22 protein-coding genes are annotated in these 12052 nt (G+C 41.2%); 19 read left to right on the forward strand and 3 right to left on the reverse strand.

Going from position 1 to position 12052, the window contains the following annotated elements; genetic code table 11:
- Positions 1 to 18 precede the first annotated feature (18 nt).
- The 19 genes from rplX to GA0061074_RS06490 all read left to right on the forward strand — a co-directional run bounded on the left by rplX (position 19) and on the right by GA0061074_RS06490 (position 9752).
- A complete protein-coding gene (gene rplX / locus GA0061074_RS06400; protein WP_092462971.1) occupies positions 19 to 327 on the forward strand; it encodes a 50S ribosomal protein L24 in 309 nt (102 codons plus the stop codon).
- 30 nt (positions 328 to 357) lie between these two features.
- Positions 358 to 900 (forward strand): 50S ribosomal protein L5, encoded by a 543-nt coding sequence (rplE, locus tag GA0061074_RS06405; RefSeq protein WP_092462974.1) that lies wholly within the window; start codon positions 358 to 360, stop codon positions 898 to 900.
- 43 nt (positions 901 to 943) lie between these two features.
- The gene (gene rpsH / locus GA0061074_RS06410) at positions 944 to 1342 is read left to right on the forward strand and encodes a 30S ribosomal protein S8 (protein WP_002827976.1); all 399 of its coding nucleotides are present in this window, start codon (positions 944 to 946) and stop codon (positions 1340 to 1342) included.
- 30 nt (positions 1343 to 1372) lie between these two features.
- Positions 1373 to 1909 carry a 50S ribosomal protein L6 gene (rplF, locus tag GA0061074_RS06415; RefSeq protein WP_092462977.1) on the forward strand — a complete coding sequence of 179 codons (537 nt, stop codon included), beginning with the start codon at positions 1373 to 1375 and terminating at the stop codon, positions 1907 to 1909.
- An 87-nt stretch (positions 1910 to 1996) separates the two neighbouring features.
- Positions 1997 to 2353 (forward strand): 50S ribosomal protein L18, encoded by a 357-nt coding sequence (gene rplR / locus GA0061074_RS06420; protein WP_092462979.1) that lies wholly within the window; start codon positions 1997 to 1999, stop codon positions 2351 to 2353.
- Between the two features lie 20 nt (positions 2354 to 2373).
- Positions 2374 to 2877 (forward strand): 30S ribosomal protein S5, encoded by a 504-nt coding sequence (gene rpsE / locus GA0061074_RS06425; RefSeq protein WP_092462981.1) that lies wholly within the window; start codon positions 2374 to 2376, stop codon positions 2875 to 2877.
- 11 nt (positions 2878 to 2888) lie between these two features.
- Positions 2889 to 3074, forward strand: a complete 186-nt coding sequence (gene rpmD / locus GA0061074_RS06430) for a 50S ribosomal protein L30 (RefSeq protein WP_002827972.1) — start codon at positions 2889 to 2891, stop codon at positions 3072 to 3074.
- Between the two features lie 41 nt (positions 3075 to 3115).
- Complete coding sequence (gene rplO / locus GA0061074_RS06435; RefSeq protein ID WP_092462984.1) at positions 3116 to 3550, forward strand: 50S ribosomal protein L15; 435 nt, start codon at positions 3116 to 3118, stop codon at positions 3548 to 3550.
- Complete coding sequence (gene secY, locus GA0061074_RS06440; RefSeq protein WP_092462986.1) at positions 3550 to 4857, forward strand: preprotein translocase subunit SecY; 1308 nt, start codon at positions 3550 to 3552, stop codon at positions 4855 to 4857. The genes rplO and secY overlap by 1 nt, the downstream gene beginning before the upstream one ends.
- Positions 4854 to 5423: an adenylate kinase gene (locus GA0061074_RS06445; RefSeq protein ID WP_092462988.1), complete on the forward strand. Its 570-nt coding sequence runs from the start codon at positions 4854 to 4856 to the stop codon at positions 5421 to 5423. Before secY ends, GA0061074_RS06445 begins: the two co-directional genes overlap by 4 nt.
- A gap of 92 nt (positions 5424 to 5515) precedes the next feature.
- Positions 5516 to 5731, forward strand: a complete 216-nt coding sequence (gene infA, locus GA0061074_RS06450) for a translation initiation factor IF-1 (RefSeq protein ID WP_002827967.1) — start codon at positions 5516 to 5518, stop codon at positions 5729 to 5731.
- Between the two features lie 35 nt (positions 5732 to 5766).
- Complete coding sequence (rpmJ, locus tag GA0061074_RS06455; RefSeq protein ID WP_040760535.1) at positions 5767 to 5886, forward strand: 50S ribosomal protein L36; 120 nt, start codon at positions 5767 to 5769, stop codon at positions 5884 to 5886.
- Between the two features lie 53 nt (positions 5887 to 5939).
- Positions 5940 to 6305, forward strand: coding sequence for a 30S ribosomal protein S13 (rpsM, locus tag GA0061074_RS06460; protein WP_092462990.1), 366 nt, complete (start codon positions 5940 to 5942; stop codon positions 6303 to 6305).
- Positions 6306 to 6337: 32 nt separating this feature from the next.
- On the forward strand, positions 6338 to 6724 hold the full coding sequence (gene rpsK / locus GA0061074_RS06465) for a 30S ribosomal protein S11 (protein ID WP_092462992.1): 387 nt from the start codon (positions 6338 to 6340) through the stop codon (positions 6722 to 6724).
- A gap of 53 nt (positions 6725 to 6777) precedes the next feature.
- The gene (locus GA0061074_RS06470; RefSeq protein WP_092462995.1) at positions 6778 to 7722 is read left to right on the forward strand and encodes a DNA-directed RNA polymerase subunit alpha; all 945 of its coding nucleotides are present in this window, start codon (positions 6778 to 6780) and stop codon (positions 7720 to 7722) included.
- Positions 7723 to 7760: 38 nt separating this feature from the next.
- Positions 7761 to 8147, forward strand: a complete 387-nt coding sequence (gene rplQ / locus GA0061074_RS06475) for a 50S ribosomal protein L17 (RefSeq protein WP_092462997.1) — start codon at positions 7761 to 7763, stop codon at positions 8145 to 8147.
- 328 nt (positions 8148 to 8475) lie between these two features.
- Positions 8476 to 8691 (forward strand): hypothetical protein, encoded by a 216-nt coding sequence (locus GA0061074_RS06480; RefSeq protein WP_092462999.1) that lies wholly within the window; start codon positions 8476 to 8478, stop codon positions 8689 to 8691.
- Entirely contained in the window at positions 8681 to 8890 is a 210-nt protein-coding gene (locus GA0061074_RS06485; protein ID WP_092463001.1) for an NfeD family protein, read from the forward strand. Before GA0061074_RS06480 ends, GA0061074_RS06485 begins: the two co-directional genes overlap by 11 nt.
- Positions 8877 to 9752 carry an SPFH domain-containing protein gene (locus GA0061074_RS06490; RefSeq protein WP_092463003.1) on the forward strand — a complete coding sequence of 292 codons (876 nt, stop codon included), beginning with the start codon at positions 8877 to 8879 and terminating at the stop codon, positions 9750 to 9752. Before GA0061074_RS06485 ends, GA0061074_RS06490 begins: the two co-directional genes overlap by 14 nt.
- 173 nt (positions 9753 to 9925) lie before the next feature.
- Here the strand turns inward: GA0061074_RS06490 and GA0061074_RS06495 are convergent, their stop codons facing one another.
- The 3 genes from GA0061074_RS06495 to GA0061074_RS06505 all read right to left on the reverse strand — a co-directional run.
- Positions 9926 to 10618, reverse strand: a complete 693-nt coding sequence (locus GA0061074_RS06495; protein ID WP_167550172.1) for a methionine ABC transporter permease — start codon at positions 10616 to 10618, stop codon at positions 9926 to 9928.
- A gap of 2 nt (positions 10619 to 10620) precedes the next feature.
- Positions 10621 to 11667, reverse strand: a complete 1047-nt coding sequence (locus GA0061074_RS06500; RefSeq protein WP_092463008.1) for a methionine ABC transporter ATP-binding protein — start codon at positions 11665 to 11667, stop codon at positions 10621 to 10623.
- A 65-nt stretch (positions 11668 to 11732) separates the two neighbouring features.
- Positions 11733 to 12052, reverse strand: a 320-nt coding sequence (locus GA0061074_RS06505) for a MetQ/NlpA family ABC transporter substrate-binding protein (RefSeq protein ID WP_244265447.1), incomplete at its 5' end; no start/stop codon positions are given.

The raw sequence follows: 12052 nt of genomic DNA on the forward strand, positions 1-12052 counted from the left end.
TCAAGGAGGAAGCCTCGCATGTTTGTGAAGACTGGTGACAAGGTTAAGGTTATCGCCGGCAAGGACAAGGGTAAGGAAGGCGTAATCGTAAAGACGATTGCTGACCAAGACCGCGTTGTTGTTGAAGGTGTCAATATGGTTAAGAAGCACCAAAAGCCTAATAACCAATACCCACAAGGTGGTATTGTTGAGCTTGAAGCTCCAATCCACGTTTCAAACGTACAATTGCTTGACCCTTCTACTAACGAACCAACTAAGGTTGGTTACAAAGTTGAAGATGGTAAGAAGGTACGTTTCGCTAAGAAGTCTGGAAAGACTTTAGCATAATTTTCTAGGTGAAAGGAGGAAATCATTATCATGGCAAATCGCTTGAAGGAAAAGTACGTCAATGAAGTTACACCTTCATTGGTCGAGAAGTTTGAGTACTCATCAATCATGCAAGCACCTAAGATCGAAAAGATCGTGCTTAACATGGGTGTTGGTGATGCTGTTTCAAACTCAAAGAACTTGGATGAAGCTGTTGCTGAATTGGAATTGATTGCTGGTCAAAAGCCAGTTATCACTCGCGCAAAGAAGTCAATCGCTGGCTTCCGTCTACGTGAGGGTATGGCAATCGGTACAAAGGTTACTTTGCGTGGTGAACGTATGTACGACTTCTTAGATAAGTTGATCAACGTTTCATTGCCACGTGTTCGTGACTTCCGTGGAGTTTCACCAAAGGCTTTTGATGGCCGTGGAAACTACACATTGGGAGTTCGTGAGCAACTTATTTTCCCAGAAATTGATTATGATAAGGTTAACCGCGTTCGTGGTTTGGATATCGTTATTGTAACGACCGCCAACTCTGACGAGGAATCTCGTGAATTGCTTACTCAAATGGGTATGCCTTTCTCAAAGTAATCAACACTGATTTACAGTAATTAATAATAGGAGGCAAATATCAATGTCAATGACTGACCCAATTGCAGATTTCTTGACACGCATTCGTAATGCGAACATGGTTCGCCACGACTCAGTTGAAGTACCTGCATCAAAGATCAAGAAGGACATCGCCGAGATCTTAAAGAGTGAAGGCTTTGTTCGTGACGTTGAATACATTGAAGATGATAAGCAAGGTGTCATCCGTGTTTTCCTTAAGTATTCTGCTGACAAGACTCGCGTAATCACAGGTTTGAAGCGTATTTCAAAGCCTGGTCTACGTACATATGTTAAGTCAGATGATGTACCTAAGGTATTAAACGGTTTGGGTATTGCAATCATCTCAACTTCTGAAGGTGTTATCACCGATAAAGAAGCTCGCGCCAAGAAAATTGGTGGCGAGGTATTGGCTTACGTCTGGTAAAAACAAAATTAAATAAGGAGGTGTCAACCAATGAGTCGTATTGGTAATAAGGCCGTAACATTGCCAGCAGGCGTTGAACTATCACGCGAAGGTGACGTTGTTACTGTTAAAGGACCTAAAGGTGAGCTATCACGCACGATTGCTCACGAAATCAATTTGACTGTTGATGGAACTGAGGTTTCATTCACTCGCCCATCTGATGATGGACGTATGAAGGCACTTCACGGAACTACTCGTGCCATTGTTAACAACATGGTCGAGGGTGTTTCAAATGGCTTCAAGAAGACATTGAAGTTAGTCGGTGTTGGATACCGTGCAGCAAAGCAAGGCGACAAGCTTGTTTTGAACGTTGGTTACTCACACCCAGTAGAATTTGAAGCTCGTGAAGGGTTAACTGTTGAAGTTCCTGACTCAACTACAGTTACAGTTGAAGGAATCAGCAAGCAATTTGTTGGTGATTTTGCTGCTGAGATCCGTTCCGTACGCGCACCTGAACCATACAAGGGTAAGGGTATTCGTTACGAAGGTGAATACGTTGCACGTAAGGAAGGTAAGACTGGTAAGTAAACTTAAGCTTTGTGCTTAAAGTCGTAAGCAACGTTACGATTTTACTTATGAGTATATCTTTCGAATTTAAAAAAAGAGGTTACGAACATGATTACGAAGTCAGACAAGAACAAAGTGCGTCAACACCGACACACTCGCGTTCGTGGAAAGATTTCTGGTACTGCTGAGCGCCCACGCTTGAACGTTTACCGTTCTAATAAGAACATCTACGCGCAATTAATTGATGACGTAGCGGGTGTGACGCTTGCTAGTGCCTCAACTTTGGACAAGTCAATTGAGACTGCTCCAAAAACTGAACAGGCAGCTAAAGTTGGTACTTTAATCGCTGAGCGCGCAAAGGCAGCTAATGTTGAAGTTGTTGTATTTGATCGTGGTGGTTACTTGTACCACGGTCGTGTACAAGCTTTGGCTGAAGCAGCTCGTGAAGCTGGTTTGAAGTTCTAAGGGAAGGAGGAAAGAAAAACATGGCATTTATTGATGCAAATAAGCTCGGTGAGCTTGAAGAAAACGTTGTAGCCATCAACCGTGTTACCAAGGTTGTTAAAGGTGGACGCCGTTTGCGTTTCGCTGCTTTGGTAGTTGTTGGTGACCGTGACGGACATGTTGGTTTTGGTACTGGTAAAGCGCAAGAAGTTCCTGAAGCAATCCGTAAGGCTGCTGAAGATGCAAAGCGTAATATTATTAGTGTACCTATGGTTGGTACAACCCTTCCTCACTCTACATTGGGTGTCTACGCTGGTGGTCGCATCTTAGTGAAGCCCGCCGTTGAAGGATCTGGAGTAGCAGCTGGTGGTGCTGCTCGTGCCGTTTTGGAACTAGCTGGTGTTGCTGATGTGACTGCAAAGTCATTAGGCTCAGCTACCCCAATTAACGTTGTACGCGCAACTTTCGATGCAATCAACTCATTGAAGAACGCTGAAGAAGTTGCTGAATTGCGTCAGGTCTCATTAGAGCACTTGGCAGATTAAGGAGGCAGAAAATGGCTGAACAAGTTAAAATTACTCTTGTAAAGAGTGCTGCCCACCGTTTGCCAAAGCAACGTGCGATTGTTAAGGCCCTTGGTTTGAACAAGGTCCAATCATCAGTCGTATTGCCTGACAACGCAGCAACGCGTGGTGCAGTGTTCAAGATTGCTCACTTGGTTACTGTTGAAGTAGTTAAGTAAGAGCTAAATAATTAGATTGCATTGAAGGAGGTAAAACCCTAATGAAGCTAAATGAACTCCAAGTAGCTGAAGGTGCACGTAACGTCCGCAACCGTGTTGGACGTGGTGAATCATCAGGTAATGGTAAGACTGCTGGTCGTGGTCAAAAAGGTCAAAAGGCTCGTGGTAAGACTCGTCAAGGTTTCGAAGGTGGACAAATGCCATTGTTCCGTCGTATGCCAAAGCGTGGTTTCACGAACATTAACCGTAAGGAGTATGCTGTTGTCAACCTTGACATGTTGAATCGTTTTGATAACGGTACTGAAGTTTCACCAGCATTGTTGGTTGAAGCAGGTATTGTTAAGAACGAAATGAACGGCGTTAAGATCTTGGCAAATGGTCAATTAGAAAAGTCATTGACTATTAAGGCTAACAAGTTCTCAGCAGCAGCAACCGCAGCTATCGAAGCTGCTGGTGGTAAAGCTGAGGTGATCTAATGCTGAAAACCGTGCTCAATTCGCTTAAAGAAAAAGATATTCGTAAGAAACTATTTTTTACTTTGGGAATCCTGATCGTTTATCGGTTGGGTGCCTATATTACTGTGCCGGGTATTAACACGGCAGCACTAACAGAGGTAGCAAATTCTGGGCTCGGCAGCATTTTGAATATGTTTAGCGGTGGTGGATTAACAAATTACTCATTATTTGCAATGGGAGTTTCACCATACGTTACTGCACAAATCGTGGTACAGCTCCTACAAATGGATATTGTGCCACGATTTGTTGAATGGTCGAAACAAGGTGAAGTTGGTCGACGTAAGTTAAACCAAGTCACTAGGTGGTTGACCATTGTCTTAGCCTTTGTCCAATCAATTGGAATAACGGCTGGATTCAATCAACTAAGCCAAGTTAATTTGGTGAAGACTCCTAATGTTGAGACATACTTATTAATCGGATTTATTTTAACTGCTGGTACTATGCTATCTGTTTGGTTAGGTGAAATGATTACTGAGCGTGGTCTTGGTCAAGGAGTTTCAATGTTGATTTTTGCTGGTATAATTGCGCGTTTGCCAGCAGGTATTTATCAATTATTCAAGGAACATATCCTACAAGGTGACGATCCAGCGCGTGGATGGGCATTCTTGATTGGACTAATGATGATTTTTGTGATTGTTATTGGTTTTGTTACTTGGTTTAACCAAGCGATTCGCAAGGTACCAATGCAATATACACGTCGTTCAGCAGGTTCAGGAAGTTCTTCCTACCTACCATTACGTATCAATATTGCTGGGGTTATCCCCGTTATCTTCGCGTCATCACTATTGGTAACGCCACAAACAATTTTGCAAGCCTTTGCAACTAAGTTTGCGGACGCAAGTTGGTATAATACAGTTATGCAATACCTTTCAATTCAAACGTTGCAAGGTGGTATTGTATATACACTATTGATTGTCTTGTTTACATTCTTCTACGCCTTTGTTCAGGTTAACCCTGAAAAGGTACAAGAGAATCTACAAAAGCAAGGTAGTTATATTGTAGGCGTCTGGCCTGGACCATCTACTGAAAAGTGGATGTCTGGCCTACTGATGCGTTTGTCAGTGGTCGGCGCATTGTTCCTAGGATTTGTCGCTTTAGCACCAATTCTAGCAACACACTTCTTTGGGTTGGATAGTAACCTTGCAATGTCAGGAACGTCGATCTTGATTGTCATTGGAGTGGCAATTGACCTGATTCGCCAACTTGAAGGATTGATGATGAAGCGGCAGTATGTTGGATTTATTCGAGAAGGAGTCGAAACAAAATGAGTTTAAACATCATGTTGTTGGGTTTGCCAGGTGTTGGTAAAGGAACCCAGGCTGCAAAGATCGTTGAGATGTACAACTTGCCACACATCAGTACGGGTGATATGTTCCGTGCGGCAATGGCCAACGAAACTGATCTTGGTATGCAAGCAAAGTCTTACATGGACGCTGGTAATTTGGTCCCAGACGAAGTTACTAATGGTATTGTTGCCGAGCGTTTAGCAGAAGAGGATACGAAGCCAGGATTCATCTTAGATGGATTCCCTCGTAACTTGGAGCAAGCAAAAGCTTTGGAAGATATGTTGAGTAAGGATGGTCGTTCATTGGACGCTGTTCTTTACTTTACTGCTGATACGCAAGTGTTAGTAGATCGTATGATGGCTCGTGGACGTGCAGATGACACGCCTGAAGTGATTAAGAATCGCTTGGACGTTAATGGAGAGCTTACTGAACCAATCGCTGAATTCTACGACCAAAAAGGTCTATTGAATAAGATTGATGGTTCACGTGAGCTTGATGTCGTGTTCGCAGATGTAAAGAAGTTACTTGATAGTTTGAAGAACGCTTAAGTTTAATCAGTAGATTTTCCTTTCCAAGGTAAATCTATCGTGTTATAATAACTTGTTACGTTCTCCAATGTCACAACTAAGGAGGCAGCAACGTGGCCAGTGATGTTATTGAAATTTCTGGTGTGGTAAAGGAAACTTTGCCCAATGCCATGTTTACCGTTGAACTGGAAAACGGCGCAGACATCTTAGCACACGTTTCTGGTAAAATCCGAAAGAATTTTATTCGTATTTTGCCTGGAGATCGTGTAACCGTTGAGATGTCGCCATATGATTTGACGAAAGGCCGGATCACATACCGGTTTAAGTAAGCAAGTCGTTTAAAAAATTCAAGGAGGTAAATATCATGAAGGTTCGTCCATCAGTTAAGCGTATGTGCGACAGCTGCAAAGTTGTCAAGCGTAATGGTCGTGTAATGGTGATTTGCTCTGCAAACCCAAAGCACAAGCAACGTCAAGGTAAGTAATATTACTGACGTTAGAAATTTAATTTATTATATAGAAGAAGGAGGTAATCGTAATGGCTCGTATTGCTGGTGTTGATTTGCCTCGCGATAAGCGTATCGTGATCGCATTAACATATGTATATGGAATCGGGAATGCTACTGCACAAAAAGTTTTGGCAGAAGCAAAGGTTTCTGAGGATGTCCGTGTTCGTGACTTAACCCCAGACCAAGAAGACGCTATCCGTGCCGTCGTTGATGGTGTTAAGGTAGAAGGTGACTTGCGTCGTGAGGTCTCAATGAACATTAAGGGACTACAAGAAATTAATTCATACCGTGGTATCCGTCACCGTAAGGGCTTGCCAGTTCGTGGACAACACACGAAGAACAACGCTCGTACTCGTAAGGGCCCAGCTGTTGCAATTGCAGGTAAGAAGAAGTAATTTAAACTAGTTAGAAAGGAGATAACTTGATTATGGCAGGTCGTACTAATCGTAAGCGTCGTGTACGTAAGAATATTGAGTCAGGTGTAGCACACATCCACGCAACGTTCAACAACACGATCGTAATGATCACCGACGTTCAAGGAAACGCTGTTGCTTGGTCATCAGCTGGTTCACTTGGTTTTAAGGGTAGCCGTAAGTCAACACCATTTGCTGCGCAAATGGCTGCTGAAGCTGCTGCTAAGGGCGCAATGGAAAATGGCATGAAGACTGTTGAGGTAACTGTTAAGGGACCTGGTTCAGGTCGTGAGTCAGCTATCCGTTCGTTAGCCGCTGCAGGTTTGGATGTTTCATCAATTAAAGATGTTACGCCAGTACCTCACAACGGTTCACGTCCACCAAAGCGTCGTCGTGTCTAATTTTGCCGGTTGCAAATAGTGCACAACATGCTTTGAAAGGGGTAACAAACAGTATGCTTGAATTCGAAAATCCTAAGATTATGCTGGTTGAAGAGGATAGCAATTACGGTAAGTTTGTGGTTGAGCCGCTTGAACGTGGTTACGGAACTACTTTGGGTAACTCACTACGCCGTGTATTGTTGTCTTCATTGCCTGGTGCGGCAATCAATTCAGTACAGATTGATGGCGTTTTGCATGAATTTTCAACGGTCGAAGGTGTCGTTGAAGATGTAACGCAAATCATTTTAAACCTAAAAAAGGTTTCAATGCGCATCGACAGTGACGATGAAAAAACACTCGAAGTTAACGTAACCGGTCCCGCTGATGTGACGGCCGGTGACATAACTGGTGATAGTGATGTTGAGATCTTAGATAAAGATCTACACATTGCTACTGTTGCGGCTGGGGCTACCTTGCACATGACTTTGACTGCATCACGTGGTCGTGGTTATGTTTCAGGGGACCAGAATAAGGAATTGCATGATGAAATGCCTATTGGCGTTCTAGCAATTGATTCAATCTTTACCCCAATCGAACGCGTAAACTATCAAGTTGAAAACACTCGTGTTGGTCAACGTGATGACTTTGACAAATTAACTTTGGATGTTTGGACTGACGGTTCATTGACAGCTACTGAAGCTGTTTCATTGGCTGCTCGTATTATGTCTGATCACTTAAATGCTTTTGTTGATATGTCTGAACGCGCAATTACTGCACAAGTGATGGCAGACAAGGAAGAAGAGCCAACAACAAAACATGCAGACACACCAATTGAAGAATTGGACTTGTCTGTTCGCTCTTATAATTGTCTCAAAAGGGCCGGGATTAACTCTGTCCAAGAGTTAACTGAGCGTACGGAGACTCAAATGATGTCTGTTCGTAACCTCGGTCGGAAATCACTTGACGAAATCCAAGACAAGCTTAAGTTGCTAGGTTTAGGATTCCGCAAGGAAGATTAGATTAAACGATAGAATACCAAGTAAAGGAGGACACACTCATGGGATACCGTAAGTTGGGACGTAACAGTGCACAACGTAAGGCTTTGTTGCGTGATTTGACTACTGATCTATTGATCAACGGTCGTATCATCACGACTGAAGCTCGTGCAAAGGAAGTTCGTCGTACTGCTGACAAGATGATTACGTTGGGTAAGCATGGTGATTTATCATCACGCCGTAAGGCAGCTGCCTTTTTGCGTAACGTCGTTGCAGACGTAAACACAACTGATGATAACAAAGTTCAAGTTGAAACAGCTTTGCAACACTTATTTAACGATGTTGCACCTCGCTTTGAGGGTCGTGCTGGTGGTTACACTCGCATTTTGAAGACTACTCAACGTCGTGGTGACGCTGCTCCAATGGCTATCTTGGAATTGGTTGACTAATTTCATTGGTTAATTAATAAAAACAATGAGATCTCTCATGTTATATGGTATAAACCGCTAAGATGATGGCAAATAGCCAAGTCTAGGTTGAATGGCATTTATTGTCGTGCCTGTAACGTGTGAGGTTTTTTTGTGCCATTTTTTCTGTAATAAATATTAAGGCTCGTAGTGCTGATACAAAATATCGGTATTACGAGCTTTTAATTTGGAATAAATATGGTCAATTATGAGATAAAGTTAATCATTTTACTAAAAATCACTTTTACTAATTTACGTGATAGCGAGGCTAGTATATACTAAAATAAAAGTAGTTTTGGGGGATAGGGAAATGGATAAGAAACGTAATTTAAATACAACTGGGATGACGATTCACTTAACACCAAGTAACTTTATGGTAAATCGTATTTTGGTTAATGGTAAGTATTTTAGTTATCGAGGAATTGATTTAAAGATGGGGGATACAGTTCGTATTCGTCAACAAATCGGTAATTATTTAGTTGTTGAAAAGGCTTATAAGTTTGGAAAAAATTATTATGAAGTATAATTTTGACAATCGTTTGCTAGATAAAAATTTTACTTTATCTACAGATAATTATGCGGATGGATTTGTTAAATTAAATGGTATTTATTATCGAGTTGCATCAACAGAAGACCTGATTATCGGAGATTCGGTAATGATTGTTGAGGTACAGGGGAATACAATTCGTTTAGAAAAGGGAGGAAACAAAGATGATATTATCTAGTATTTTCTTAATCATTGTCTTTATTTTCATAGTTTATGTTTTAATTTCAAGTATTCGGATTATTCCACAGAATATGGTCGGTATGGTTTCGATTTTGGGTAAGTATAAAAAACAAATTACACCTGGAATTCATTTCACCATACCGGTTGTCACACGTGTGGATCGGGTAGATTTAGCGCAAGTACCGCTTAGTTTGAGTGAACAAAGTGTTATTTCGCAAGATAATGCAGAAGTCATTATTTCACTATCAATGAACTATCATGTGACTGATCCATACAAGTTTACTTTTGAAAATGCTGATTCGATTAAATCAATGGTGCAACAATCAAGAGCGCATTTACGTGGTATTATCGGAACAATGGATTTGAATGATGTTTTAAATGGTACGGAAAAAATTAATGCTGCGCTAAGTCATGAGCTTGGCTCGATAACAGATGCTTATGGTGTTAATGTTGATCGAATTAATATTGATACGATTCAACCTACGCCAGAAATTCAAGAATCAATGAACAAGCAAATTAATGCGACACGAGAACGTGAAGCAGCAATTGCCAAAGCTGAAGGTGAGGCACGTTCAATTGAGTTAACGACTAAAGCTAAAAATGATGCTTTGGTGACGACGGCTGAAGCTAAGGCTAAAGGTGTTCGCTTAGCTGCTGATGCTGAAGCATATCGTATTCAAAAGGCAAATGAAGCATTAGCTGCAGTAGGTGGTAATTACCTAGCAGCTCAAAATATTGATGCTTTCCGTGAAGTTGCAAATGGGCAATCGAATACGGTAGTTGTTCCTAATACGGCAATTGATGCGCTAGGTAACTTAACTGTTGCGAATGAATTGTTACAACAAAAAGTAAATAAGTAAAAATGAATATTGTTTCGTACCGTACATTAAATGGTATCGATAACAGAAGTATCCATAGAAATTTATAAAACAGACCAGTTGATGCTGGTCTGTTTTTTGTTGTAAATAAGGACAAAAAAAGTACCGATAACTAATCTGAACGATTAATTATCGGTACGCAATATTTTTATAAATTAGTTGTGACGGGCATGCTTAGCAAGCAAATCACCTACAAATTGAATAATAACAATGAATAGTAGGATGATAACCGTTGCTGTCCACATAACATCGTTTTGGAAACGTTGGTAACCAGTTACAATAGCAGTTGTACCAAGACCACCGGCACCAATGGCACCAGCCATAGCAGTCAAACCAACTAGACTAATCAAAGTAACAGTTGAAACACGGATTAGTTCGGCACGACCTTCGCGTAGGTAAACATCTGAAATAATGTCCCAGTTAGTTGCCCCGAACGAACGAGCTGCTTCGACTTTTCCACTTTCAACACCAAGTAAAGCAACTTGCACTTGACGAGCGTAGAAGGGGAAAACACCGAGTGATAATGGTACTAATGCGGCAGTTGTACCGATGGTTGTTCCAACTATTAGTTGCGTTAGAGGTGAGAAGGCAACCACCATGATAATAAATGGAATAGCACGACCAACTGAAACGATTTTATCTAAGATTTGGAAAACTGTTCGATTAGGTGCAATACCATCGTCAGCAGTTAATACTAAACCAATTCCAAATAACAAACCAATAATACCACCAATAATAGCGGCGCCAAGTGTCATGTAGAATGTTTGCCAAATTGCAACACCCCAACCGTAGTCACCTGACCAACCCAAGGCGTAAGCGTTAGGCATATGTTCTTCAATCCATCCCATAATTAGTTGGTACCTCCTTGTAATTCAGTAATGACCACACCGTGATCAACAAAACTTGCTTTAGCAGCGGCACGATTTGCTGCTGTTCCTTTGAATATTGCGATGGCAATACCAACAGGTGTTTGTGTCAAAATTTCCATGTTTGAGTATAGAATATTTGTTGTGACACCGAAGTCAGCATAAATCGTTGATAGTAATGGTTGAGCTGTATCAGCACCAACATAACTAATCTTGATTAGTTCTTCATCATCTGCTAGTGGTTGGGTAGTTAATAGTTCATTTACTTTAATCAATGCTTCATCTAAGTTAGTAGCCGTATTGATAAAGTCTTTTGTTAACGGCTTTTGTGGGTTAGTGAAGATTTCTAGTAAGGAACCACGTTCAATAATGGCACCGTTTTCCATCACTGCAACCTTATTGGCTGTTTCTTTAATAGCTTGCATTTCGTGCGTAATCAAAACAATAGTTAGACCTAGCTCGCGATTTAATTGCTTTAACAATGACAAAATTTGATTAGTCGTTCGAGGATCTAGGGCTGAAGTTGCCTCATCGGAAATCAAAATTTCAGGGTCGTTTGCCAACGCACGCGCAATGGCAACACGTTGCTTTTGACCACCTGAAAGTTGATTAGGATAGTTCTCGGCACGATCATCTAGACCAACAAGCTTAAGTAGCTTATTTACTTTTGCTGTTTTATCAGCTTTTGATAACTTTGAATGCTTTAAAGGTTGGGCAACATTACCAAAAATGGTTAATTCGTTCATCAAATTAAAGTGTTGGAAAATCATTCCAATCTTCTTACGTTGATCACGCAATTCCTTAGGTGAAAGTTGCAACATATCAGTACCGTTAACAGTGACTGAACCACTTGTTGGGCGTTGTAATAAATTGATAGTGCGAACAAGTGTTGATTTACCAGCACCTGAGTAACCGACAATACCGTAAATGTCGCCTTTCTCAACTTCGATAGATTCGTCTTTTACAGCGACAATTTCACGCTTTTTTTGTTTAAAAGTTACGTTAATATTTTTTAATGAAATAACTGCCATATTCTTCTCCTACTATTGATATGTATGTGAGCGGGACTAAGCCCGTCACGGTTGTTATAAATGGCTTACTTCAACTTGATATCCCATGCTGGAATTTCAGCCTTACCCCAAGTATCCTTTAGGTATTGCTTTGTTTGCTTGCTTTGGTATGCCTTAACAACTTGCTTGTATGCCTTCTTGTCAGCATCACTCTTGCGAGCAACAATCACGTTAATCCATTGCTTTGACTTCTTGTTGATTGGTTCAACATAAATAGCTGAACTCAACTTAAGCTTAGCTTCTTGTGCGTAGTTTGTGTTGATAACAGCCCCGTCCATTGACTTTAGAGCAGATGGGCCTTGATCAGCAGCAACTTCTTTAAACTTTAGGTTTAGCTTATTTGATT

Source organism: Weissella bombi (assembly GCF_900094835.1).
Classification (GTDB): domain Bacteria; phylum Bacillota; class Bacilli; order Lactobacillales; family Lactobacillaceae; genus Weissella; species Weissella bombi.

What these genes read in the sequence shown, in the direction of transcription:
- rpsK (WP_092462992.1), top strand. Translation starts at nt 6,338, where the DNA reads ATGGCAGGTCGTACTAATCGTAAGCGTCGTGTACGTAAGAATATTGAG.
- rpsE (WP_092462981.1), top strand. Translation starts at nt 2,374, where the DNA reads ATGGCATTTATTGATGCAAATAAGCTCGGTGAGCTTGAAGAAAACGTT.
- GA0061074_RS06480 (WP_092462999.1), top strand. Translation starts at nt 8,476, where the DNA reads ATGGATAAGAAACGTAATTTAAATACAACTGGGATGACGATTCACTTA.
- rplE (WP_092462974.1), top strand. Translation starts at nt 358, where the DNA reads ATGGCAAATCGCTTGAAGGAAAAGTACGTCAATGAAGTTACACCTTCA.
- rplF (WP_092462977.1), top strand. Translation starts at nt 1,373, where the DNA reads ATGAGTCGTATTGGTAATAAGGCCGTAACATTGCCAGCAGGCGTTGAA.
- rplO (WP_092462984.1), top strand. Translation starts at nt 3,116, where the DNA reads ATGAAGCTAAATGAACTCCAAGTAGCTGAAGGTGCACGTAACGTCCGC.
- rplR (WP_092462979.1), top strand. Translation starts at nt 1,997, where the DNA reads ATGATTACGAAGTCAGACAAGAACAAAGTGCGTCAACACCGACACACT.
- GA0061074_RS06495 (WP_167550172.1), bottom strand. Translation starts at nt 10,618, where the DNA reads ATGGGATGGATTGAAGAACATATGCCTAACGCTTACGCCTTGGGTTGG.
- secY (WP_092462986.1), top strand. Translation starts at nt 3,550, where the DNA reads ATGCTGAAAACCGTGCTCAATTCGCTTAAAGAAAAAGATATTCGTAAG.
- GA0061074_RS06485 (WP_092463001.1), top strand. Translation starts at nt 8,681, where the DNA reads ATGAAGTATAATTTTGACAATCGTTTGCTAGATAAAAATTTTACTTTA.
- rpmJ (WP_040760535.1), top strand. Translation starts at nt 5,767, where the DNA reads ATGAAGGTTCGTCCATCAGTTAAGCGTATGTGCGACAGCTGCAAAGTT.
- GA0061074_RS06445 (WP_092462988.1), top strand. Translation starts at nt 4,854, where the DNA reads ATGAGTTTAAACATCATGTTGTTGGGTTTGCCAGGTGTTGGTAAAGGA.
- rpmD (WP_002827972.1), top strand. Translation starts at nt 2,889, where the DNA reads ATGGCTGAACAAGTTAAAATTACTCTTGTAAAGAGTGCTGCCCACCGT.
- rpsM (WP_092462990.1), top strand. Translation starts at nt 5,940, where the DNA reads ATGGCTCGTATTGCTGGTGTTGATTTGCCTCGCGATAAGCGTATCGTG.
- rplX (WP_092462971.1), top strand. Translation starts at nt 19, where the DNA reads ATGTTTGTGAAGACTGGTGACAAGGTTAAGGTTATCGCCGGCAAGGAC.
- rplQ (WP_092462997.1), top strand. Translation starts at nt 7,761, where the DNA reads ATGGGATACCGTAAGTTGGGACGTAACAGTGCACAACGTAAGGCTTTG.
- GA0061074_RS06490 (WP_092463003.1), top strand. Translation starts at nt 8,877, where the DNA reads ATGATATTATCTAGTATTTTCTTAATCATTGTCTTTATTTTCATAGTT.
- rpsH (WP_002827976.1), top strand. Translation starts at nt 944, where the DNA reads ATGTCAATGACTGACCCAATTGCAGATTTCTTGACACGCATTCGTAAT.
- GA0061074_RS06470 (WP_092462995.1), top strand. Translation starts at nt 6,778, where the DNA reads ATGCTTGAATTCGAAAATCCTAAGATTATGCTGGTTGAAGAGGATAGC.
- GA0061074_RS06500 (WP_092463008.1), bottom strand. Translation starts at nt 11,667, where the DNA reads ATGGCAGTTATTTCATTAAAAAATATTAACGTAACTTTTAAACAAAAA.